Source organism: Acidovorax sp. GW821-FHT10A04, from assembly GCF_059415825.1.
Genome location: NZ_JBWKNZ010000017.1, coordinates 35,256 through 58,090 on the forward strand (window position 1 = coordinate 35,256; position 22,835 = coordinate 58,090).

Consider the following 22,835-nt stretch of genomic DNA (forward strand, 5'->3'; position numbering starts at 1 on the left):
TAAGGGAGTTGGGGAAGCATGGTAGCGGAGCCGATGGCCCGCAGGTAGGACAAGCCCTTGCGTGCAAGCACGACACGGGCCCGAATGCTTGCAATTATTATCAAATTGCTTGCAATCGCAAATCCTGCAAGCCATGCGAGCTACAAACTTGCTAGCAAGCCGCGTTTACCCCCTCGACACCACCAACGCGCTCCGCACAATGGCGCCGACCCTTCCGATCAACCTGCGCCACCCCTTTGCCACACCGTACTTCCCATGAGCGACACCACGTTTGACCACATCATCATCGGCGGCGGCACAGCGGGTGCCCTGCTGTGCAACCGCCTGAGCGCCGACGGCCGCAAGCGCGTGCTGCTCATCGAGGCGGGTCGCAAGGATGATTACCACTGGATACACATTCCCGTGGGCTACCTGTATTGCATCGGCAACCCGCGCACCGACTGGCTCTACAACACCGAGCCCGATGCCGGCCTGAACGGCCGCACCCTGCGCTACCCACGCGGCAAGACACTGGGTGGCTGCAGCAGCATCAACGGCATGATCTACATGCGTGGCCAGGCGCGCGACTACGACCAGTGGGCCGAGCTCACCGGGGATGCCAGCTGGCGCTGGGACAACGCCCTGCCCTACTTCCGTCGCCACGAGGACCACTGGCGCCTGGACCAGCCCGGCGAGGTCAACGAGAACTTCAAGCGCCTGCACGGCAACAAGTCCACCGGCAGCACCGGCGAGTGGCGCGTGGAGAAGCAGCGCCTGCGCTGGGACGTGCTGGACGCCTTTTCCAAGGCCGCGCAGCAGGCCGGCATCCCGGCCACCGACGACTTCAACGGCGGCAGCAACGAGGGCGTGGGCTACTTCGAGGTCAACCAGAAGAGCGGCTGGCGCTGGAACACGGCCAAGGCCTTCCTGCGGCCCACCTGCTACGGCCGGCCCAACTTCGAGATGTGGACCGCCGCGCATGCCACGCAGCTCATCATCGAGACCCAGGCCGACGGTACGCGCCGCTGCACGGGCGTGAAGGTCTGGGACGGGCATGAGATGGTCACCGCCCACGCCACCGGCGAGGTGATCCTGAGCGCCGGCGCGATCAACTCGCCCCAGCTGCTGCAGCTGTCGGGCATCGGCCCGGCCGACCTGCTCCAGCGGCATGGCATCGCCGTGGTGCAGGACCTGCCGGGCGTGGGCGCCAACCTGCAGGACCATCTGCAGATCCGCGCGGTGTTCAAGGTCAACGGCGTGCCCACGCTCAATACCATGGCCAGCTCGCTCTGGGGCAAGGCCAAGATCGGCATGGAGTACGCGATGAAGCGCAGCGGCCCCATGAGCATGGCGCCGTCCCAGCTCGGCGCCTTCACGCGCAGCGACCCCGGCCAGCCCTGGCCCAACATCGAGTACCACGTGCAGCCCCTGTCGCTCGATGCCTTCGGCGAGCCCCTGCACAGCTTTCCGGCCTTCACGGCCAGCGTCTGCAACCTCAACCCCACGAGCCGCGGCACGGTACAGATCAAGAGCGCGGACTTCCAGGCCGCGCCGGCCATCGCCCCCAACTACCTGAGCACCCCCGAGGACCGGCAGGTGGCCGCCGACAGCCTGCGCGTCACGCGCCGCATCGTCGCCCAGCCGGCCCTGGCGGGCTACCAGCCCGAGGAGTGGAAGCCCGGCGTGCAGTTCGAGAGCGATGAAGACCTGGCACGCCTGGCCGGCGACATCGCCACCACCATCTTCCACCCCGTGGGCACGACGCGCATGGGCCGGGCCGACGACCCGATGGCCGTGCTCGATTCGCAGCTGCGCGTGCGTGGCATTGCCGGCCTGCGCGTGGTAGATGCGGGCGCCATGCCCACCATCACCAGCGGCAACACCAACTCGCCCACGCTGATGCTGGCCGAGAAGGCGTCCGAATGGATCCTGGCGGCGCAGAGGGCGTAAGCCGTCAGCGTATGCCGCCCACGTAGCGGGGTACCTCGACGACCGGAGCAGGCACCAGGCGCTGGCGCACCGCCTGGCTGGCGGCATCCAGCAAGGGGCGACGCTGCGGCGCAGGGGCCGGCTCGTGCACCGCCCGATCGAGCCGGTCGGCCCATTCAGCGAGCTCGGGCACCCCGTCCTCCAGCGCATGCTGGCGTGCGAAGCGCACGACCTCCAGCGCGTACTCGGCGTTGACCGCCATCCACTCGGTGTCGGTCACGCGGCCGGTCTTGCGGCGCAGCAGCACGTGCAGATGCGCTGCGATGGCGAGTTTGTCGCTGTCCTGCATGGTGATGAACTCCTCAGAACGTTGGCAGGCCTACTGACCCAGGCGCTCCCGGTGCTGTGCAATATCCAGACCCGCCTGTTCGCTTTGCTCATCCACGCGCAGGCCGAGCACGAGGTTGGTGATCCACAGCAGCAGCGCCGTGCCCACCAGGCTGAACAGCATCACCGCGCCCACGCCGATGGCCTGGGTCCACAGGCTGCCCGCCACGCCGCCCACGCTGCGGCTGGCCAGCACGCCGGTGAGCAGCGAGCCCACGATGCCGCCGATGCCGTGCACGCCGAAGACGTCCAGGGAGTCATCGGCACGCAGCAGGCGCTTAAGCCCCGTTGCGCCCCAGTAGCAGGCCAGACCGGCCACCAGGCCGATGACCACGGCCGAGCGCAGGGTGACGAAGCCGGCGGCGGGCGTGATGGCCACCAGCCCGGCCACCAGGCCCGAACACAGGCCCAGCAAGGACGGCCGCCCCCGCATGACGGCCTCGCCCAGCATCCAGGACAGCGCGCCGGCAGCGGCGGCCACATGGGTGACGGCCATGGCCAGCCCTGCCCGGCCGTCGGCCGCCACGGCAGAGCCGGCGTTGAAGCCGAACCAGCCCACCCAGAGCATGCCCGCGCCCACCATGGTCAGCGCCAGGCTGTAGGGCTCGAAAGGCTCGCGCCCGTAACCGCTGCGCCGCCCGAGGAACCAGGCGCACACCAGGCCGGCCACGCCGGCGTTCACGTGCACCACGGAGCCCCCGGCAAAGTCCAGGGCCCCCATCTGCGCCAGCCAGCCGCCCGGCTCCCAGACCCAGTGCGCCACGGGTGCGTAGATGAACACCGTCCACAGGCTGATGAACAGCAGCATCGCGGAAAAGCGCATGCGCTCGACGACGGCCCCCACCAGCAGCGCGGCGGTGATGATGGCGAAGGTGAGCTGGAACATGGCGTAGACCGACTCGGGAATGGCCGGCGCGACATGGCTCACCGAGAGCTTGCCGGCCGCCAGCTGGAAGTCGAACCCGGCAAAGCCCATGCGCTCGGTGCCGCCCAGCCAGGCACTGCCCGGGGTGAAGGCCCAGGAGTAGCCGATGGCAAACCACCACAGGCTCACCAGCGCGGCGATGGCCACCACGCTGGCCATGGTGTTGAGCACGTTCTTTCGGCGCACCATGCCGGCGTAGAACAGGGCGATGCCCGGCAGCGTCATGAGCAGCACCAGGGCCGTGGAGGTCATCATCCAGGCGGTGTCGGCGGCATTGATGGCCTCCTTGGCCACCAGGCCGGGGCGCGTCAAGGGTGCGGGTGCAGGCGTGGCCATGGTGGCCGATGCGGCGGCTTCGGGAGCGGGCGCCTGCGCCCAGGCCGTTGCGGTGCAGAGCCCAAGGCACAAGGCCATGACCGTGACGAACCCATGGATGACTGCCCGCATGTGGAAGCTCCCTTTCGCAATTTGTTACAAGGCACAACGCACAAGGCATGCCAAGCAAAAAGCCCCATTTGGGGCAATCCGGGTGCCTCCCCGCCCGATCTGCTCCCCCAAATGGGGGCGGGAAACCCCCAATGCACCAAGCGGGTGCCGCCGTTACAGTACCGTCACTCGAAAGCGCGCCCCGGTGTGCTGGACGAGGGGCCGAGGAGACATCCCTACAAGCACAACCGAACAAGCACCCAACGAGGTGCACCCCCCTTTCAGGCGCTGGCAATCCCAGCGCCTTTTTTATGCCCGCAGCGAAAGCGATATCGCTAGCAAAAACGTAGCTGGCGGGGTGCGACAATCAAGGGATGGAATGGATTTTCATCACCCTCGCCTCGTTGCTGGCCGGTTTTGTGGATGCCATCGTCGGCGGCGGCGGCCTGGTGCTGGTGCCGGCGCTGTTCGCGGCATTTCCCGTGGCGCCGCCCGCCACGCTGCTGGGCACCAACAAGGCGGCCGGCGTCTGGGGCACGGCCATGGCCACCTGGCAGTACAGCCGCCGCGTGCAGATGCGCTGGGCGGCCCTGCTGCCGGCCGCGGCCGCCGGCTTTGCGGGCTCGTTCGCCGGGGCCTGGGCCGTCACCGTGGTATCGCCCGACTTCCTGCGCCGCCTGCTGCCGCTGGTGCTGCTGGGCGTGCTGGCCTACACGCTGGCCAGGAAGGACATGGGGCGGCACCACACGCCGCGCTTCGCAGGCCGCGCGGAAATCGCCGCCGCGAGCCTGATCGGCCTGGCCATCGGCTTCTATGACGGGTTCTTCGGCCCGGGCACGGGCAGCTTCTTCGTCTTCCTGTTCGTGCGGCTGCTCGGCTACGACTTCCTCAATGCCTCGGCGTCGGCCAAGCTGCTCAACACGGCCACCAATGTGGCGGCCATCGCCCTGTTTGCGGCCAAGGGCCATGTCTGGTGGCACTTTGCGGTGACGCTGGCCGTGGCCAACGTGATGGGCAGCCTCATCGGCACGCACATGGCGCTCAAGCACGGCACCGGCTTCGTGCGCGGTATCTTCATCGTGGTGGTCGGGGCACTGATCCTCAAGACGGGCTACGACGCTTTCTGGCGCTAGGTAGGCCATGCCGGGCGCCCCAAAAGCCCGGGAGACTTCTCTAAACCTGTTGTGAATTGGCACACAACCGGCTTTTGCAGGGCCTCCCCTGTGGCGGCGGAAAAATCCCCCTCCTTATAATTGGTGACTATTTCGTGACGGCAGCCATCGCAATCCGCGATGGCATTCGTGCACTCCCACCGTCTCCGGCCTGCTTACCCGCATGCCGGATTTTTTGTACCTGAAATACCCCCGTACAGGATCCATCCCATGCAATTGTTCAAGGCTGTAGCCACCGCCCTCGCGCTCTGCGCCGCCTTCTCCGCCCAGGCCCGGACCCTCGACGAGGTGAAGAAGGACGGCAAGATCCTCATCGCGACCGAAGGACAGTTCGCACCTTTCAATTTCTTCAACGGCACCACGCTGACCGGCTTCGAAGTGGAGACGGCCGAGCTCGTGGCCAAGAAGATGGGCCTCACGATCCAGTGGAAGACCCTGGGTTTCGACGCCCTGCTGACCGGCCTGCGCCAGGACCGCTGGGACCTGGTGATCGCCTCCCACGGCATCACCGAAGAGCGCGCCAAGGCCGTGACCTTCACCGAACCCCACTACTGCTCGGGCGGCATGATCATCGCCATGGACCCGGCCATCAAGAGCGCCAAGGACCTGGCCGGCAAGGTAGTCGCCGTGCAGACCGGCACCAGCTACCTCGAGAACGTGCAGAAGGTGTCGTCGATCAAGGAAATGAAGAACTTCCCCACCGACGTCGACGCCCGCAGCGCCCTCAATTCGCGCCGCGTGGACGCCTGGGTGACCGACCGCTTCGTGGCCAAGGCCGTGTCCGAGAAGAACCCCGGCGCCGGCTTCAAGCTCGGCGACATGCTGTTCATCGAGCGCATCGCCGCTGCCGTGGCCAAGGGCAACAGCTCGCTGGCCGGCGGCTGGAACAAGGCGCTGGCCGAAGTGATGGCCGACGGCAGCTATGCCGCGCTGTCCAAGAAGTACTTCAACGAAGACGTTCGCTGCACGAACTGACCCCTGGTCCTGAACGGGGTTTCCCATGCTCACTGCCCTTTGGCCCGAGCGCTGGTCTCGCCAGCAGCGCAGCAACGCCACGCTCGTCTCGGCCGTCGTCCTGATGGTCCTGGCGCTGGCGCTGCTGGGCAAACTGCTCTCTTTCCTGCCCGAGCCCATCGGGCCCAACGCCCAGGCCTTCTCTGACGGCGCGCGCACCACTCTGTGGCTCACCCTGGTGAGCGGCAGCGTGGGCCTGGTGCTCGGCACCGGCGCCGCACTGGCCCGCACCTCGCGCTTCATGGCCGTGCGCTGGGTGGCCAGCTTCTACATCTGGGTCATCCGCGGCACGCCGCTGCTGGTCCAGATCCTGTTCGTCTACTTTGCGCTGCCGGTGCTGGTGCCGGGGCTGAACCTGCCCGACTTCGCGGCGGCCGTGCTGGCCCTGGGCCTGAACGTGGGCGCCTACAACGCCGAGGCCATCCGCGCCGGGCTGCTGGCCGTTCCGCGCGGCCAGACCGAAGCCGCCCGGGCCCTGGGCCTGGGCCGCATGCATGTGTTCGCCGACGTGGTGTTTCCGCAGGCCTTCAAGATCTCGCTGCCGCCGCTGGTCAGCAACTTCGTGGCGCTGCTCAAGGACTCTTCGCTGGCCTATGCCATCGGCGTGGTGGAGCTCACCAACGTGGGCAACCGCATCCAGTCGGCCACGTTCCAGCCCATTGCCACGCTGTCCACGGTGGCCATCACCTACCTGCTCTTGACCACGCTGGTGACCCAGATCTCGAACGCCGTGGAATACCGCTTCGACGTGGAAGGGCGCAACCAATGAGCCGCCCCACGCCTTTCATCGTCGTCAAGCAGGTCTGCAAGTCCTTCGGCAGCCACCAGGTGCTGCGCGATGTCTCCACCGTGTTCAACACCGGCGAGGTCACCGTGATCATCGGTGCCTCGGGCTCGGGCAAGAGCACGCTGCTGCGCGCCATCAACCGGCTGGAGCCGCACGACAGCGGCACCATCACCATCGGCGGCGAGCCCGTGACCGACGACCAGCACACGCTGCAGAAGCAGCGCAGCGAAGTCGGCATGGTGTTCCAGCAGTTCAACCTGTTCGGCCATATGAGCGTGCTGGACAACGTGACGCTGGCGCCCCGGCGCATCCGCCGAACGCCGCGCACCCAGGCCAATGAGCAGGCCATGGCCCTGCTGCGCCGCGTGGGCATGCAAGACCATGCGCACAAATACCCCTGGCAGCTCTCGGGCGGTCAGCAGCAGCGCGTGGCCATTGCCCGCGCGCTGGCCATGCAGCCCAAGGTGATGCTGTTCGACGAGCCCACCTCGGCCCTGGACCCCGAAATGGTGCAGGAGGTGCTCGACGTGATGCGCGAACTGGCCCGTGGCGGCATGACCATGATCGTGGTGACCCACGAAATGGGCTTTGCCCGCGAGGTCTCCGACCGCGTGATGTTTTTCGACCAGGGGCGCATCGCCCACGACGCAGCACCCGCCGAATTCTTCGACAACCCCGCCAACGACCGCATCCGCGCCTTCATCGGCCGCATGGGCGCCTGAGATCCAGGCCCACCCAGCGCAACAACCACAAGCCCCTACCGGAGTGACCATGAAACTGAACCACACGTTCCTCGCCCTGATGGCCGCCGGCCTGTGCAGCCTGCCACCCGCAGCCTTTGCCCAGACCGCCAAGGACTTCGAAGAGATGCGCAACGAGCTCAAGGCCCTGCGTGCCGAGCTCAACGCGCTCAAGGCCCAGCAGGCCCAGGCGCCTGCCGCGCCCGCCGCCTCGGCATCGGCCTGGAACGACCGCATCGAGGCCGTGGAACTCAAGCAGAAGGACGCCGTGGTGCTCGGCGACATCCCCGGCAGCTTCCGCCTGCCCGGCAGCGAGACCTCGATCCGTGTCTACGGCTTTGCCGAGGCCAACCTGGTCAAGGACTTCAAGGGCACGGCCCCCGGCGACACCTTCACCAACCTGATGGAGCAGCCCCTGGGCGACACGCGCGGCGGCAAGAGCAGTCTGACCGCACAGACCTCGCGCTTCGGCTTCGAGACCTCCACGCCCACGTCGATCGGCACCTTCAACACCAAGATCGAAGCCGATTTCTACGCCTACTGCGGCAGCGAGTGCAACCGCAACCGCCTGCGCCTGCGCCATGCCTACGGCGAGTACGCCGGCTGGCTGATCGGCCAGACCTGGTCGACCTTCATGGACACGGACAACCTGCCCGAGACCGTGGACTTCAACGGCCCGCCCGGCGCCACGTTCCGCCGCCCCGCGCAGATCCGCTACACCTACAACAACCCTGACCTGGCCAAGTTCCAGTTCGCGCTCGAAGAACCCACCGATGGCGCCAAGGGCCTGAACTTCGTGGCCCGCGTGGACAAGGCCTTCGACTGGGGCAATGTGAACGCCCGCCTGCTCTCGCACGAGCAGCGCATCGACGGTTTCAGCAAGCGCGGCCTGGGCCTGGGTATCGGCGCCGGCTACAAGATCACCGGCACCACCACGCTGATGGCCCAGTACACGCGCCTGGACGGCGACGGCGATGGCGCCTACCTGGTGGGCACGAACTACCCCGTGCTCGATGGCGGTACCGTGCGCCTGGACCGCTCGCACGGCGTGGTGATCGGCCTGAGCAATGTGTTCAGCGAGAAGATGCGCGGCACCGTGTCGCTGGGCGCCGTGCGCTCGCGCCACCGCCTGGGCGACGACTACGTGAACGCCTATGGCGGCGAAGGCAACCACAAGCTCTACCAATGGCATGCCGGCATGTACTACCTGCCGATCAAGAACGTGGAGCTGGGCAGCGAGCTGATCGGTGGCCGCCGCACCACCTTCGACGGCCAGAAGGGCGACATGCTGCGCCTGAACCTGCAGGCGCGCTACCTGTTCAACTGATCGATCGTCGGCATCCCTTTCGCCTGACAGGCTGGCCGGAGACCCGGCCAGCCTTTTCTTTTTCTACCTATGCGCTCCGAACGTTTCGGCCTCCTGGCCCTGTTGGTGGTGACCGTGGTGTGGGGCACCACCTTCCCCGCCATGAAGCTGCTCTCTGCCCAGCTCGATGCACTGCAGATCATCTGGCTGCGCTTCGTGATCGCCCTGGCGGTGCTCGCGCCGCTGTGGCGCGGCATGCTGCGCCACGAGCGGCGCTGGGGTTGCGCCCTGGGCCTGCTGCTGTTCCTCGCGTTCTGGCTGCAGATCGAGGGCCTGGCACGCACCAGCAGCAACCGCAATGCCTTCGTGACCGGCCTGAACGTGCTGGTCGTGCCCCTGATCGCGATGGCGCTGATGGGCCGGCGCTACGGCTGGCGCCTGTGGGCGGCCTGCGCCATGGCCTGCGCGGGCATGGCGCTGATGTTCCACGAGAACGAGCCCTGGAACCTGGGCGATACGCTGACGCTGGCCAGCACCGTGTTCTATGCCCTGTACATCCTGGCGCTGGAAGAATGCGCACGGCGCACCGCGGCCCACCCGCTGCGGGCCACGCGCATGGCGGCGGCGCAGGCCCTGGTGATGGCCCTGGCTTCCACGCTGCTGCTGCTCGCGCGTGGCAGCGGGATGGACTGGCTGCCCCAGGCCGCCGGCCGCCTGCCGGCCGATGCCTGGGTGGCCCTGGTCTACCTGGGCGTGCTGGCCAGCGTGGTGGTGGTCACGCTGCAGGCCTGGGGCCAGCAGCGCGTGGACGCCATGCGCAGTGCCATCGTCTTCGGGCTGGAGCCGGTGTTTGCCGCCCTCACGGCCTGGGCCCTGCTGGGTGAGCGGCTGGGCTGGGCAGGATTGGGCGGCGCGGCCCTGATCGTGGCCGCGCTGGTGTTCAGCCAGCTGGCGCCGCCGGCACAGGGCGCCAAGGCCTGACGAAGAAACTCAGGGTGCCGCCGGGCTGACGGGCACATCGGCCGCGAGGCGCGGCTTGCCGATGGGCGCCGCGGCCAGGCCCTTGCGCACGGCGGCCAGGTCTTCCTCGTTCGGGTACTCGCCCTGCAGCCAGTAATCGAACACGCGCCGCGCGATCGGGCCGGCCGCAGCCGCGCCGAAGCCGGCGTTCTCCACGATGACCGCCAGCGCGATCCTGGGTTCCTCGGCCGGCGCGAAGGCCGCGAAGAGCGAGTGGTCGCGCTGGTGCTCTTCGAGCGCCTTGGCGTTGTAGCGCACATTCTGGCCCAGGCTCATGGCCTGCGCGGTACCCGTCTTGCCGGCGGAGGTGTAGGGTGCGCCGGCAAAAATGCGCGTGCCCGTGCCGCCCTTGTTCACCGCCACCAGCGCATTGCGCACGATCTCCACGTTCTTGGGCAGGTAGCCGAGGTTTTCACCCGGGGGCTGCACCACCGGTGTCACGGTGCCGGTGACCGTGTCGCGCACCGCCTTGATGAGGTGCGGCGCATACCGCGTACCGCCATTGGCCAGCGTGGCCTCGGCCTGCGCCAGCTGCAGCATGGTGAAGTTGTTGTAGCCCTGGCCGATGCCCAGGGACACGGTCTCGCCCGGATGCCAGCGCTTCATCTCGGGGCGCTTGTAGGCGTTGCGCTTCCAGGCGGTGCTGGGCAACACGCCGCGCAGCTCGCCATTGAGATCGATCCCCGTGACCTGGCCCAGGCCCAGCGGTTTCATGAAGTCGTGGATGGCGTCCACGCCCATTTCAACGGCCAGCGAATAGAAGTAGGTATTGCTCGAGAACTGGATGGCGCGGTGCATGTCCACGCCGCCCAGCCCGCCTTCGTGGCTGCGGAAGGTATGGCCGCCGAAGGTGTAGAAGCCCGGATCGTTGACCACCATGCTCGGCGAGCGCTTGCCCAGTTGCAGCGCGGCCAGGGCCATGAAGGGCTTGTAGGTCGAGCCCGGCGGGTAGGTGCCGCGCAGCGCGCGGTTGAGCAGCGGCTTGTCGATGGACTCGTTGAGCGCCTGCCAGCTTTCGCTGTCGATGCCTTCGACGAACAGGTTCGGATCGAAGGTGGGCTTGCTCACCAGTGCCAGCACCTCGCCGTTGCGCGGGTCGATCGCCACCAGCGCGCCGCGCCGGTCGCCGAACATGTCCTCGATGAGCTTTTGCAGCTTGATGTCCAGCGACAGCATCACCGTGTTGCCCGGTGTGGCCGGGTGGCTGGCCAGGCGCCGCACGGCATGGCCCCCGGCCGAGGTCTCCATGCGCTCCACGCCGGTCAGGCCATGCAGCATGTTCTCGAAGCTCTGCTCCACGCCGAGCTTGCCGATGTATTCGGTGCCGCGGTAGTTGGCCTCGTCCTCCGAATCCTGGATGCGCGCCTTCTCGGTCTGGTTGATGCGCCCGATGTAGCCGATGGCGTGGGCGCCCGCATCGCCCAGCGGGTAGTTGCGGAACAGCCGGGCCTTGATGTCCACGCCGGGGAAGCGGTAGCGCTGCGCGGAAAACCGCGCCACTTCCTGGTCCGTGAGGCGCGTGCGGATGGGCAGGGACTCGAAATTGCGCGACTCCTCCAGCAGGCGCTTGAAGCGCCGCCGGTCTCGCTGCTGGATGTCGACCACCTTGGCGAGTTCCTCGATGGTGTCTTCCAGCCCGCCGGTGCGCGAGGGCGTGATCTCCAGCGTGTAGGCTGCATAGTTGGTGGCCAGCACCACACCGTTGCGGTCCATGATCTGGCCGCGGTTGGGGACGATGGGCACCACGGCCGTGCGGTTGCTCTCGGCCTGGGCGGCCAGGTCGTCGTGGCGCACCACCTGCAGGTACACCAGGCGCGAGACCAGCAGGCCGAAGGCCAGCAGCACCACGAAGGCGACGGTGAAGATGCGGGCGCGAAAGCGCGAGGAGTCCGCTTCGGCGTTGCGCAATTCAGTCATGCTGCACGCTCCCCACCACCATGCGGCGGGCGCAGGCGGGTTGCTGGATGGTCCACACCGGGCTCATAGCGGGCGATTCTGGTCGCGATCGGGCGGGCGCCGCTGGGGTGCCAGCAGCACCCAGCTGGCCAGGGGCCAGAGCAGCGCCTCCAGCACTGGCGCCACGAAGATCCACAGGCCGGGGAAGATGCCCCCCGAGACCACGCGCACCAGCAGTTCGATGGAATGCGCGATGAGGAACAGCGGCAGCACCTGCAGCGCCTGCGAGGGCACGCTGAACCACAGCAGGCGGCGGTGGATGGCGATGGCGCCGAAGGCCAGCACCGAGTAGGACAGCGCATGCTGGCCGAGCAGCGCGGACTGCTGCACATCCATGCACAGGCCCAGCGCAAAGGCCGTGCCCATGCCGATGCGCAGCGGCTGGTGCACGCTCCAGAACACGATCAGCAGCATCAGCAGGTCGGGCGTCCAGACCACGCGGCCCAGGGGCAGCATGTTGATGGCCAGCCCCACCGCCAGGCTGGCAGCGATGAACACGGGATTGACGGGGAGCAGCAGCGGCTGGCCGCGCGGCATGATCATTTGTGGCGCCCCTTCTTGCTGGAGCTGGGCGTGGGTGCCGGCTCGGGCCGCTCCGGGATGTGGCCCGACAGCGGCTTGAGCACCACCACGTGGCGGGCCCCCTGCACCTGGGCCAGCGGGGCGCAGTAGATGCGCGCAAAGGCCGAATCGGCACGGCGCTCCACACGCACGACCTTGGCCACGGGCAGGCCCGAGGGGTACAGGCCGTCCACGCCGCTGGTGGTGAGCAGGTCACCCTCGCGCACGTCGGCATTGGCGGGCATGAAGCGCAGTTCCATGCCGCCCTCGTTGCCGGCGACCGGATCGCCATAGGCGACGCCGCGCGCGCCGGTGCGGATGTTAAGAACCGGGATGGCCTGGTCGCGGTCCACCAGCAGCGTGACCTCGCTGAGCATGGGGAACACACGCGTGACCTGGCCCAGGATGCCGGCCTCGTCGAGCACCGGGGCGCCGAGCTCCACGCCGCCCATCTGGCCCTTGTCCAGCACCACCCGGCGGGTGTAGGGATCGGCGGTGTCATAGATGACCTCGGCCGCCTGCGATGGCGTGCTGACCCGCTCGCGCAGCGCCAGCAGCTTGCGCAGGCGATCGTTCTCCAGCAGCAGTTGCTCGGCCTGGCTGGCGCGCTCGGACATCTGCGCCATCTTGCTGCGCGCGGCATCGGCATCGTGCTGCGCGGTTTTCAGGTCCTGGAAGTAGCCGGCGCCCCGCCCCGCGAACTCCACCGGCTGCAGCATGAGCCACTGCACAGGGTAGAGCACGGTGGAGACGGCCTGGCGGAACGGCCCGGTCAGCTTGAAGCGGACGTCCGCCACCATGAGGAACAGGGCCAGAGCGCCATAGAGCGCCAGCCGTGACAGGGCCGAAGGGCCTTGCTTGAAGAAGGGAGGCGCACTGCGCTCCAGGGTTCCCAGGGGCATGGCGCTCAGCGTCGGATCTGCAGCGCGTGAGAACGCGGCGGCCAGGGGCACGGCTCAAAAAGCATCGGTGCGGTTGCGGTCATGCCATTTCAGCGCGATGGGGTGCCTGCGCGGCGCGCAGGCACGGGGAACTTACTCGCTTGTAAAGATGCTGCCCTGGCGGTCCATGCGCTCCAGCGCAATGCCGCAGCCGCGCACCACGCAGGTCAGCGGGTCTTCGGCCACCAGCACCGGCAGGCCGGTTTCCTCGGCCAGCAGACGATCGAGGTCACGCAGCAGCGCACCGCCACCGGTCAGCATCATGCCGCGGTCGGCGATGTCGGCACCGAGTTCCGGCGGGGTCTGCTCCAGGGCGTTCTTGACGGCCGAGACGATCTGGTTGAGCGGATCGGTCAGCGCCTCCAGCACTTCGTTGCTGGAGATGGTGAAGCTGCGTGGCACGCCTTCGCTAAGGTTGCGGCCCTTGACTTCCATCTCGCGCACTTCGGAGCCCGGGAAGGCGGAACCGATGTTCTTCTTGATGGATTCGGCGGTGGGCTCGCCGATCAGCATGCCGTAGTTGCGGCGGATGTAGCTGATGATGGCTTCGTCGAACTTGTCGCCGCCCACGCGCACACTGCCCTTGTAGACCATGCCACCCAGCGAGATCACGCCCACCTCGGTGGTGCCGCCGCCGATGTCCACGACCATGGAGCCGCTGGCTTCCGAGACCGGCAGGCCGGCGCCGATGCCGGCGGCCATGGGTTCCTCGATCAGGTAGACGGCGGTGGCGCCAGCCGCTTCGGCCGCGTCCTTGATGGCACGGCGCTCGACCTGGGTGGAGCCGCAGGGCACGCAGATGATGATGCGCGGGCTGGGAGTGAACAGCGTGCGCGGGTGCACCATCTTGATGAACTGCTTGATCATCTGCTCGGTGATCACGAAGTCGGCGATCACCCCGTCCTTCATGGGCCGGATGGCTTCGATGTTGCCGGGCACCTTGCCCAGCATGGCCTTGGCTTCATGGCCTACGGCCTGGATGACTTTCTTTCCATGGGGGCCGCCTTCGTGGCGGATGGCGACTACAGAGGGCTCATCGAGCACAATGCCTTTGTCGCGGGCGAATATCAGGGTGTTGGCTGTGCCAAGATCAATGGCAAGGTCGGTGGAGAAGTACCGACGGAAAGCTCCGAACATTCAAGAATCCTCTCAGGCATGGCGTGCGCATCGGCCTGCCATCGCCGGGTTTACGGGGTCAAATTTCGCTTTTTTCGCACAATGACCGGCATGAGGGAGGGTATTGCGGCAAAGCCGGGATAATACCCTATCCCCTGTGAATAACTCCCCTGGCCCCCCCCCCCCATTCAGCTTTACATCTGGTTTCCCCCGAATTTTTTCCCTATGGCACTGACATCCCTGGACATCGGTCGAATCGCCAACCTGGCGCGACTGGAATTGAGCGCGAGCGAAAGTGAGCGCATGCTCACGCAACTCAACGGCTTTTTCGGCATCGTCGAGAAAATGAGCGCTGTGGATACCGGGGACCTCACGCCCCTGGCACACCCCGTGGCGGCCATCCAGGCGGTCGCCCTGCGCCTGCGCGACGATGTGGTCAGCGAACCCAACCAGCGCGAGGCCAACCAGCGCAGTGCCCCGGCGGTAGAGCAAGGATTGTTCCTTGTGCCCAAGGTGATCGAGTGAGGCCGGCCATGAGCGACAACAAGACCACCGACCTGCACGACCTGACCGTCACCGCCCTGGCCGCGCAGCTGCGCGAACGCCAGGTTTCCGCCGTGGAAGCGGCCCAGCATTTCCTGGCCCGCGCCAAGGCCCACCAGTCGCTGGGTGCCTACGTGGCGGTCAATGAAGACGCCACACTGGCCCAGGCCCGCGCGGCCGATGCCCGCATCGCCGCAGGCACGGCCGGCACGCTCGAAGGCGTGCCGCTGGCGCACAAGGACATCTTCGTCACGCGCGACTTCCCCAGCACCGCCGGCTCGAAGATGCTCGCGGGCTACCAGTCACCGTTCGACGCCACCGTGGTGCGCAAGCTGGCCGAAGCCGGCGCCGTGACCCTGGGCAAGCTCAACTGCGACGAATTCGCCATGGGCTCGGCCAACGAGAACTCGGCCGTGGTCCCCGTGGGCTTCGATGCACCCGCCCCGGTGCGCAACCCCTGGGACACCGCGCGCATTCCTGGCGGCTCCTCGGGCGGCAGCGCCGTGGCCGTGGCCGCGCGCCTGGCCCCGGCCGTGACCGGCACGGACACCGGCGGCTCCATCCGCCAGCCGGCCTCGTTCTGCGGCATCACCGGCATCAAGCCCACCTATGGCCGGGCCTCGCGCTACGGCATGATCGCCTTCGCCTCCAGCCTGGACCAGGCCGGCCCCATGGCGCGCACCGCCGAGGACTGCGCGCTGCTGTTGTCCACCATGTGCGGCCCGGACCTGGACCGCGACTCCACCTCGCTGGACGTGCCTGCCGAGGACTACAGCCGCTCGCTGAACGACTCCATCGACGGCCTGCGCATCGGCATCCCGGCCGAGTTCTTCGGCGACGGCCTGGCACCCGACGTGCGCGCCGCCGTGGACGCTGCGCTCAAGGAATACGAGAAGCTCGGCGCGAAGCTGGTGCCCATCCGCCTGCCACGCACGGAACTGTCGATCCCGGTGTACTACATCATCGCGCCGGCCGAGGCGTCGTCCAACCTGAGCCGTTTCGACGGCGTGAAGTTCGGCCACCGCGCCAAGGACTACGTCGACCTGGTGGACATGTACAAGAAGACCCGCGCCGAAGGCTTCGGCGACGAGGTCAAGCGCCGCATCATGATCGGCACCTACGTGCTCTCGCACGGCTACTACGACGCCTACTACCTCAAGGCCCAGAAGATCCGCCGCATGATCGCCGACGATTTCCAGCAGGCGTTCGCGCAGTGCGATGTGATCGCCGGCCCCGTGGCCCCCACCGTGGCCTGGAAGCTGGGCGAGCATGGCGCCGACCCGCTGGCCGACTACCTGGCCGACATCTTCACGCTGCCCGGCTCGCTGGCCGGCCTGCCGGGCATGAGCGTGCCCGCGGGCTTCGGCGAAGGCGGCATGCCCGTGGGCCTGCAGCTGATCGGCAACTACTTCCAGGAAGCGCGCCTGCTCAACGCAGCGCACCGGCTGCAGCAGGCCACCGACTTTCACCTCCGCCAACCCGGAGGTCTGTGACATGACGACAACGACGACCAGCAAATTGATCCGCGGCTACGAGGTCGTGATCGGCTTCGAGACCCACGCCCAGCTCGCCACCGAAAGCAAGATCTTCAGCCGTGCCTCCACGGCCTTCGGTGCCGAGCCCAATACCCAGGCCTGCGCCGTGGACCTGGCCCTGCCCGGCACGCTGCCGGTGATGAACCGCGCCGCGGTGGAATGCGCGATCAAGCTCGGCCTGGCCCTCGGCTCGCACATCGCGCCCGAGAGCATCTTCGCGCGCAAGAACTACTTCTACCCCGACCTGCCCAAGGGCTACCAGATCAGCCAGTTCGAGATCCCCGTGGTGCAGGGTGGCGAGGTGCAATTCTTCCTCGGCGACGAGAAGAAGACCGTGCGCCTGGTGCGCGCCCACCTCGAAGAGGATGCCGGCAAGTCGCTGCACGAGGACTTCATCGGCCAAAGCGGCATCGACCTGAACCGTGCCGGCACGCCGCTGCTGGAGATCGTGACGGAGCCCGACATGCGCTCCACCGAAGAAGCCGTGGCCTATGCGCGTGAACTGCACAAGATCGTGACCTGGATCGGCATCTGCGACGGCAACATGCAGGAAGGTTCGTTCCGCTGCGATGCCAACGTCTCGGTGCGCAAGCCCGGCGCCCCGCTGGGCACGCGCCGCGAGATCAAGAACCTGAACAGCTTCAAGTTCATGCAGCAGGCCATCGACTACGAGATCCTGTGGCAGATCGAGGAGATCGAGGATGGCCGCACCATCCAGCAGGCCACGGTGCTGTTCAACGACGCCACGGGCGAGACGCGCGCCATGCGCACCAAGGAAGACGCGGCCGACTACCGCTACTTCCCCGACCCGGACCTGCCGCCGCTGCAGATCCCGCGCGAGTGGGTGGATGCGCAGCGCGCACTCATGACCGAACTGCCGCGCACCATGGCCGCGCGTTTCGTGGCCGACTACGGCCTGCCCGAGTACGACGCCACCACGCTGACCCAGAGCAAGGCCATGGCCGCCTACTTCGAGGCAGCGGCCCAGGCCAGCCAGCAGCCCAAGCTGGCCAGCAACTGGATCATGGGTGAGGTCTCGCGCCGCCTGAACGCAGGCGACCTGGCGCTCGACGCATCGCCCGTGACGGCCGCCCAGTTGGGTGCGCTGATCGGTCGCATCGCCGACGGCACGGTGTCCAACAACGCCGCCAAGCAGGTGTTCGAAGCGCTGTGGACCGGCGAGTCCAGCGACGTGGATGCCGTCATCGAGGCCAAGGGCCTCAAGCAGATGAACGACACGGGCGCACTGGAAGGCATCATCGACGAGGTGATTGCGGCCAATGCCGACAACGTCGCGCAGTTCCGCGCGGGCAAGGACAAGGCCTTCAACGCACTGGTGGGCCAGATCATGAAGGCGAGCAAGGGCAAGGCCAACCCGCAACAGGTCAACGACCTGCTGCGCGCCAAGCTGTCAGGCTGACACCGTTCCCCGGGCACCTTCCTTCCATCCCCTGGAAAGTGTCTGCCCCACGGAACCCCGCCCGGGGTTCCAGGGATGTAGGCTCAGCGTGAGCCGCCAGCGGATGCCGGGGTGGCGGCACCGGGCACCGCAACGCCCCGCTGCTCGTCCCACAGCTTGCGCAGCTGTGCCAGCTCCACATCGAAGCGCTGGTGCACCCGGCGCTTCTCGTCACCCTGGCCGGCAATGAAGCGCTGCTGCTCGGCAACGCTGTCTTCGTTCTCGGCGATCCGCGTGCGCAGCACCATCGGCGCCTTGCTCGGGTCCTTCTTGTAGAACTCCATCTCGGTGTCCAGCGTCTTGCGCTGCTGGCGCAACTCGATGAGGCGCTTTTCTGCCGTGGCAGCGACGTCTTCCACCATCTGGATGGCGGCCTTGCGCTCCACGTCGTGGGCTGCCTTGTCGGGGTAGCGCGCCGTCAAGGCACGCTCGCGGCGGCGCTCCTCCAGGGCACGGGAGCGCTCCTCGGCCTCCTTGCGCTGGCGCGCCTCGACCACCGCACGCTCCTGCTCGGACAGCACCGGGCCGACCTGGCGCCGCACCATGCCCGAGGGGGCCAGCTCTCGCTGCTCGCGGTCCAGGCAGTCAGCAATCGGCCGGTCCGCCGTGAGCTTGCGCCCATTGCGGTCCGTGCAGGTGTAGATACTGCCTACGGGGCCCGTAGGCTGCTGCGCCCACACGGATGCCGTGGCCAGGCCTGCCAATGCCAACTCGCCGATGAGCCACGCCGTCTTGTGCAACTAATTACCCTTCATTCACCCCGTACCGCTCGCGATAGGCCAAAACCCGCTCGTGGTGAGCGCGCATCTCCGCCCCCCCTGTTTGCGATAGGTACAGCAATAAGTCTGCCAGCTTGGCGATAGTACAAACCTTCATTCCAAGCTGCTGGCGCACATACTGCACTGCACTGTGCTCCACGTCCAGTCCATTTTCGGTGGCTTTCTCCTGGCGGTCCAGTGCAATGGCCACGGCATGGGGAGTGGCACCGGCGGCCTGGATGAGGGCGATGGACTCGCGCGCGGCAGTGCCGGCCGACATCACGTCGTCCACGATCAGCACGCGGCCTTGCAGGGGCGCGCCCACCAGGGTGCCGCCTTCACCATGGTCCTTGGCCTCCTTGCGGTTATAGGCAAAGGGCACATTGCGCCCATGGCGCGCCAGCTCCACCGCCACGGTGGCGGCCAGCGGGATGCCCTTGTAGGCGGGCCCGAACACCATGTCGAACTCGATGCCGCTGGCGATCAGGGCTTTTGCATAGAATTCGGCCAGGCGCCCCATCTTGCTGCCATCGGCGAACAGGCCTGCATTGAAGAAATAAGGACTCAGGCGCCCGGCCTTGGTCTTGAATTCCCCAAAGCGCAGCACCCCCGATTCGACGGCAAACCGCACAAAGTCCTGCGCCAGCTGGCCCTGATCCGGGCCCTGGCTACCTACATCTACCATGGGAAATTCCTTGTTCAATTTGACCAGCCTCAACCTCAATGGCATCCGGTCCGCCACCACCAAGGGGGTGGAAAGCTGGATGGCTGCCACACGGCCAGATTGTATTTGCGTGCAGGAAGTCAAGGCGCAGGCCGCCGACATTGCCACACGCTTCGAGCGCCTGGCCGAGATGGACGGCCACTTCCACTACGCGCAGAAGAAGGGCTACTCGGGCGTGGGCATCTACACCCGCCACCTGCCCAGCGACGTGGTCGTCGGCTACGGCTCGACCGAGTTCGATGCCGAAGGCCGCTACCTCGAACTGCGCTTTGACACCCCCCGGCGCAAGCTGTCCATCATCAGCGCCTATTTCCCGAGCGGCTCCTCGGGCGAGGAGCGCCAGCTCGCCAAGTACCGCTTTCTCGCCGAGTTCCATCCCCACCTCATGAAGCTCAAGGGCGAGCGCGAGTTCATCCTGTGCGGCGACATCAACATCGCGCACCAGCAGATCGACCTCAAGAACTGGCGCAGCAACCAGAAGAACAGCGGTTTCCTGCCCGAAGAACGGGCGTGGATGACAAAGTTGTTGCACACAACTGATGAAGGCGGCGGCCTGATCGACGTTTACCGTCAGTTACAACCGACCACCACCGACACCGCGTACACATGGTGGAGCAACCGCGGCCAGGCCTATGCCAACAACGTGGGCTGGCGCCTGGACTACCACCTGGCCACCCCGGCGATGGCAGCGCTGGCGCGCACCGAGGCCATCTACAAGGACGTGAAGTTCTCGGACCACGCGCCCATCACCATCGGCTACGACTTCACGATGTGAGCCCGCGGGGGTTTGCCGGCGATCCGCTCAGCGCGGGAACCGCAGTTCGAAACGGATCGTGCCCGGTGCCGGGCACGACGCCCGGACCTCGCCCCCATGCAGGTCCATGATGGCCTTGACGATCGCCAGGCCCAGGCCGCTGGACTCGGCGGGGCGGGCGTGCACGGCCTCGGCCCGGTAGAAGCGGTCGAAGAGCCGCTCCATCTGCGCGGGCGGAATCGGCAGGCCCTGGTTCTCCACCACCATCGTTGAGGCACCCTCCTCCTCGGAGGCCGCCAGGCGGACCACGGTTCCGGGCGTGCTGTAGCGCACCGCATTGACCACCAGGTTGTGCAGCGCGCGCAGGGCCAGCGGCGGGTTCACGCGGGCCATGCCACCGGCCTGCACCACGAAGCGCAAGCCCGCCTCATCGGCTGGGCCCTCGAAGTAGTCGGCGATGCGCTGCAACTCGACCGCCATGTCCATGGGCGTGCGCTCGATCTGCAGCGTGGCATGGTCGGCCTGGGCCAGGAACAGAATGTCGTCGACGGTGCGGCGCAGGCGGTTCAGCTCCTCCAGGTTGGATTCGAGCACCTGCCGGTACTCCTCGGGGCTGCGGGTGCGGCTGAGCGCCACCTGCGTCTGCCCGATCACGGCACCGACCGGCGTGCGGATCTCGTGCGCCAGATCGGCCGAGAACTGCGACAGCCGGCCATAGCCGGTGGCGATGCGGTCCAGCATGGCATTGAACACCGCCACCATCTGCTGCAGCTCCAGCGGCGCATCGTATTCGGGCAAGCGGATCGCCAGGTTGATCGGCTCGATCAGCGAGGCCTGCGCCGCCACCCGGTGCAGCGGCCTCAGGCCATGGCGCAGCACCCAGTAGACCAGCAGCGAACAGGCGAGCACGGCCAGGAAGGTGCTGAACAGCACCTGGTCGCGGCTGCGCCGGATCATCTGCATCTCGCTGGCCAGCGCATGCCCCGCCAGCACCTCCACCATCCGCCCGTCGTGGCCCGAGCGCGCCGCGCCCGCGGCCCAGTGCATGCGGGGCACGCCCGGGGTCTCGCTGTGGCACACATCGGCCCGCGCCAGCGGCCTGTCGGCGGCGGCGGGTACGGCACAGGCCGGCGGCGCCACCTGGCCCGGGTTGACTTCGACCAGCGGCCCCTCGCCCGTGCGGCGCAGGACGAAGACATCGCCCGAACTGCCCGACAGGGCCTCGAGCAGCATCGCCTGGTCGCGCAGCTCCTGCACGCTGCGCGCATCGCCGAGCAGGCGGCGCAACCGCTCCACCCGCATGATCAGCTGCTCGTCGGCATGGGCGAGGATGGCGCTGCGCGCGGCAAAGAAGTAGTTGCCGCCCAGCATGCCGGTGACCAACACCGCGATCAAGCCGCACAGCAGGGTCACGCGCACGGCCAGCGAGCGGGGCAACCAGCGCACCACCATCAATCACCACTCCCGGTCGGGTCCGAGGGCAGGTCGCCAAAGGCATAGCCGACATGGCGCACGGTGTGGATCAGCGGCGCGGCAAACGGCTTGTCGACCTTGGCACGCAGGCGCTTGACTGCGACGTCGACGACATTGGTGTCGCTGTCGAAATTCATGTTCCACACCTCGGAGGCGATCAGCGTGCGCGGCAGCGCCTCGCCCTGCCGCTTCACCAGCAGGTGCAGCAGCAGAAACTCCTTGTTCGAGAGGGCGATCTCCGCCCCTTCGCGGGTCACCTTGCGCCGCAGCACGTCCAGGCGCAGGCCCGCCACCTCGTACACATCGGCTTCGCGGGCCGGCCCCCGCCGCAGCAGGGTGCGGATGCGCAGCACCAGCTCGGTGAACGAGAACGGTTTCACGAGGTAGTCGTCGGCGCCGAGTTCCAGCCCGCGAATGCGGTCGCTCAGCTGGTCGCGCGCCGTGAGGAACAGCACACGCAGATCACCCTTCTCGCGCAGCGCCGGCATGATCTGCCAGCCATCGATGCCCGGCAGGCTGACATCCAGCACCACCAGGTCGTAGGCATGGGCCAGCGCCATGCGCAGGCCCTCGGTGCCCGTGCGCGCCAGGTCCACGCTGTAGCCGCTCTCGCGCAGGCCCTTCTTCAGGTAGTCCCCCGTCTTGGGGTCGTCCTCGATGACCAGGATCTTCATGCCGCCGATTCTCGGGCAAAGCCACGCGGTGGGCGGCGCATGACAGCTTTGTCATGCATTTGTCACCCCTGCCCGGGGCGCGCAATCCTAGACTGCCCCATCACCAGAGAACCCCACCACGAGACCCTTTTCCATGCCCAATCCCCTCTCCCTCCTTGGCATCGCCCACACCGCCATCAGCCTCGTGCCGCTGGGCGCGGCGCTCTACAGCTTTGCCCGCTTCGGCGGCATCGATCCAGCGACCCGCCCCGGCCGCGTGTACCTGGTGGGCCTGGTGCTCTCGGTGCTCACGGCCTTCGGCCTGTCGAGCACCGGGGGGTTCAACGCCGGGCATGCGCTGGGCATCCTGGCGCTGCTCGCAGTCTTCGGCGCCTGGCTGGCACCGAAACTGTCGTTCCTCGGGCGGGCCAGCGCCTATCTGGCAACCTTGGGATGGTCGTTCAGCGTCTTTCTGCTGCTGGTGCCCGGCATCAACGAGACGCTGACGCGCCTGCCGCCCGCCCAACCCCTGGCTTCGGGGCCGGACTCGGCGCTCGTGCGCGGTGCACTGCTGGCCTGGCTGGCCATCTTTGTTCTTGGCTATGCCGCCCAGGTGGTCGTGCTGCGCTCACGCCGGCGGGCGCAGGCACCGCGCCGCTGAAGAAAGGGCTGGCGGC

At 67.4% G+C, this 22,835-nt stretch carries 22 protein-coding genes; 12 read left to right on the forward strand and 10 right to left on the reverse strand.

What is annotated here, in order from left to right; translation table 11 throughout:
* Nucleotides 1-255 precede the first annotated feature (255 nt).
* A complete protein-coding gene (locus AC07PF_RS27680; protein WP_494614039.1) occupies nucleotides 256-1,929 on the forward strand; it encodes a GMC family oxidoreductase in 1,674 nt (557 codons plus the stop codon).
* 4 nt (nucleotides 1,930-1,933) lie between these two features.
* On the opposite strand, the gene AC07PF_RS27685 is transcribed toward AC07PF_RS27680, so the two are convergent.
* Nucleotides 1,934-2,257, reverse strand: a complete 324-nt coding sequence (locus tag AC07PF_RS27685) for a hypothetical protein (protein ID WP_007858139.1) — start codon at nucleotides 2,255-2,257, stop codon at nucleotides 1,934-1,936.
* Between the two features lie 30 nt (nucleotides 2,258-2,287).
* Nucleotides 2,288-3,667 carry an ammonium transporter gene (locus tag AC07PF_RS27690; RefSeq protein WP_494614040.1) on the reverse strand — a complete coding sequence of 460 codons (1,380 nt, stop codon included), beginning with the start codon at nucleotides 3,665-3,667 and terminating at the stop codon, nucleotides 2,288-2,290.
* A gap of 353 nt (nucleotides 3,668-4,020) precedes the next feature.
* Here AC07PF_RS27690 and AC07PF_RS27695 point away from each other — a divergent pair, with 353 nt between their 5' ends.
* The 6 genes from AC07PF_RS27695 to AC07PF_RS27720 all read left to right on the forward strand — a co-directional run bounded on the left by AC07PF_RS27695 (nucleotide 4,021) and on the right by AC07PF_RS27720 (nucleotide 9,646).
* Nucleotides 4,021-4,779 (forward strand): sulfite exporter TauE/SafE family protein, encoded by a 759-nt coding sequence (locus AC07PF_RS27695; RefSeq protein WP_007858137.1) that lies wholly within the window; start codon nucleotides 4,021-4,023, stop codon nucleotides 4,777-4,779.
* Nucleotides 4,780-5,028: 249 nt separating this feature from the next.
* Nucleotides 5,029-5,793 (forward strand): ABC transporter substrate-binding protein, encoded by a 765-nt coding sequence (locus AC07PF_RS27700; RefSeq protein ID WP_145694400.1) that lies wholly within the window; start codon nucleotides 5,029-5,031, stop codon nucleotides 5,791-5,793.
* Between the two features lie 25 nt (nucleotides 5,794-5,818).
* Nucleotides 5,819-6,601 (forward strand): amino acid ABC transporter permease, encoded by a 783-nt coding sequence (locus AC07PF_RS27705; protein WP_007858135.1) that lies wholly within the window; start codon nucleotides 5,819-5,821, stop codon nucleotides 6,599-6,601.
* On the forward strand, nucleotides 6,598-7,341 hold the full coding sequence (locus AC07PF_RS27710; RefSeq protein ID WP_007858134.1) for an amino acid ABC transporter ATP-binding protein: 744 nt from the start codon (nucleotides 6,598-6,600) through the stop codon (nucleotides 7,339-7,341). The genes AC07PF_RS27705 and AC07PF_RS27710 overlap by 4 nt, the downstream gene beginning before the upstream one ends.
* A 49-nt stretch (nucleotides 7,342-7,390) precedes the next feature.
* The gene (locus AC07PF_RS27715) at nucleotides 7,391-8,686 is read left to right on the forward strand and encodes a DcaP family trimeric outer membrane transporter (protein ID WP_007858132.1); all 1,296 of its coding nucleotides are present in this window, start codon (nucleotides 7,391-7,393) and stop codon (nucleotides 8,684-8,686) included.
* 69 nt (nucleotides 8,687-8,755) lie between these two features.
* On the forward strand, nucleotides 8,756-9,646 hold the full coding sequence (locus AC07PF_RS27720; protein ID WP_494614041.1) for a DMT family transporter: 891 nt from the start codon (nucleotides 8,756-8,758) through the stop codon (nucleotides 9,644-9,646).
* Nucleotides 9,647-9,655: 9 nt separating this feature from the next.
* On the opposite strand, the gene mrdA is transcribed toward AC07PF_RS27720, so the two are convergent.
* From mrdA to AC07PF_RS27740, 4 genes are all read right to left on the reverse strand, one after another.
* Entirely contained in the window at nucleotides 9,656-11,602 is a 1,947-nt protein-coding gene (gene mrdA / locus AC07PF_RS27725; RefSeq protein ID WP_145694396.1) for a penicillin-binding protein 2, read from the reverse strand.
* A 63-nt stretch (nucleotides 11,603-11,665) separates the two neighbouring features.
* Nucleotides 11,666-12,184, reverse strand: coding sequence for a rod shape-determining protein MreD (gene mreD / locus AC07PF_RS27730; RefSeq protein WP_007858127.1), 519 nt, complete (start codon nucleotides 12,182-12,184; stop codon nucleotides 11,666-11,668).
* Nucleotides 12,181-13,104: a rod shape-determining protein MreC gene (gene mreC / locus AC07PF_RS27735; RefSeq protein WP_007858126.1), complete on the reverse strand. Its 924-nt coding sequence runs from the start codon at nucleotides 13,102-13,104 to the stop codon at nucleotides 12,181-12,183. Before mreC ends, mreD begins: the two co-directional genes overlap by 4 nt.
* Nucleotides 13,105-13,236: 132 nt before the next feature.
* Entirely contained in the window at nucleotides 13,237-14,280 is a 1,044-nt protein-coding gene (locus tag AC07PF_RS27740; protein ID WP_007858125.1) for a rod shape-determining protein, read from the reverse strand.
* A gap of 204 nt (nucleotides 14,281-14,484) precedes the next feature.
* Here AC07PF_RS27740 and gatC point away from each other — a divergent pair, with 204 nt between their 5' ends.
* From gatC to gatB, 3 genes are read left to right on the forward strand one after another with little or no spacing between them, the layout of a single operon-like run.
* Nucleotides 14,485-14,784, forward strand: coding sequence for an Asp-tRNA(Asn)/Glu-tRNA(Gln) amidotransferase subunit GatC (gene gatC, locus AC07PF_RS27745; RefSeq protein WP_007858124.1), 300 nt, complete (start codon nucleotides 14,485-14,487; stop codon nucleotides 14,782-14,784).
* A gap of 8 nt (nucleotides 14,785-14,792) precedes the next feature.
* A complete protein-coding gene (gene gatA / locus AC07PF_RS27750) occupies nucleotides 14,793-16,295 on the forward strand; it encodes an Asp-tRNA(Asn)/Glu-tRNA(Gln) amidotransferase subunit GatA (protein WP_494614042.1) in 1,503 nt (500 codons plus the stop codon).
* A gap of 1 nt (nucleotide 16,296) precedes the next feature.
* A complete protein-coding gene (gene gatB, locus AC07PF_RS27755) occupies nucleotides 16,297-17,757 on the forward strand; it encodes an Asp-tRNA(Asn)/Glu-tRNA(Gln) amidotransferase subunit GatB (RefSeq protein WP_494608999.1) in 1,461 nt (486 codons plus the stop codon).
* 83 nt (nucleotides 17,758-17,840) lie between these two features.
* On the opposite strand, the gene AC07PF_RS27760 is transcribed toward gatB, so the two are convergent.
* Together AC07PF_RS27760 and pyrE are read right to left on the reverse strand one after the other, a co-directional pair.
* Nucleotides 17,841-18,536, reverse strand: a complete 696-nt coding sequence (locus AC07PF_RS27760; RefSeq protein ID WP_007858121.1) for a hypothetical protein — start codon at nucleotides 18,534-18,536, stop codon at nucleotides 17,841-17,843.
* Between the two features lie 4 nt (nucleotides 18,537-18,540).
* Nucleotides 18,541-19,239, reverse strand: coding sequence for an orotate phosphoribosyltransferase (gene pyrE, locus AC07PF_RS27765; RefSeq protein ID WP_494614043.1), 699 nt, complete (start codon nucleotides 19,237-19,239; stop codon nucleotides 18,541-18,543).
* Nucleotides 19,240-19,249: 10 nt separating this feature from the next.
* On the opposite strand from pyrE, the gene AC07PF_RS27770 reads away from it, so the two are divergent.
* Nucleotides 19,250-20,053, forward strand: coding sequence for an exodeoxyribonuclease III (locus tag AC07PF_RS27770; protein WP_494614044.1), 804 nt, complete (start codon nucleotides 19,250-19,252; stop codon nucleotides 20,051-20,053).
* A gap of 27 nt (nucleotides 20,054-20,080) precedes the next feature.
* On the opposite strand, the gene AC07PF_RS27775 is transcribed toward AC07PF_RS27770, so the two are convergent.
* Nucleotides 20,081-21,484, reverse strand: a complete 1,404-nt coding sequence (locus tag AC07PF_RS27775) for a heavy metal sensor histidine kinase (protein WP_494614045.1) — start codon at nucleotides 21,482-21,484, stop codon at nucleotides 20,081-20,083.
* Complete coding sequence (locus AC07PF_RS27780) at nucleotides 21,484-22,179, reverse strand: heavy metal response regulator transcription factor (protein ID WP_007858110.1); 696 nt, start codon at nucleotides 22,177-22,179, stop codon at nucleotides 21,484-21,486. The genes AC07PF_RS27775 and AC07PF_RS27780 overlap by 1 nt, the downstream gene beginning before the upstream one ends.
* Nucleotides 22,180-22,312: 133 nt before the next feature.
* On the opposite strand from AC07PF_RS27780, the gene AC07PF_RS27785 reads away from it, so the two are divergent.
* Nucleotides 22,313-22,819: a hypothetical protein gene (locus tag AC07PF_RS27785; RefSeq protein ID WP_007858109.1), complete on the forward strand. Its 507-nt coding sequence runs from the start codon at nucleotides 22,313-22,315 to the stop codon at nucleotides 22,817-22,819.
* Nucleotides 22,820-22,835 lie beyond the last annotated feature (16 nt).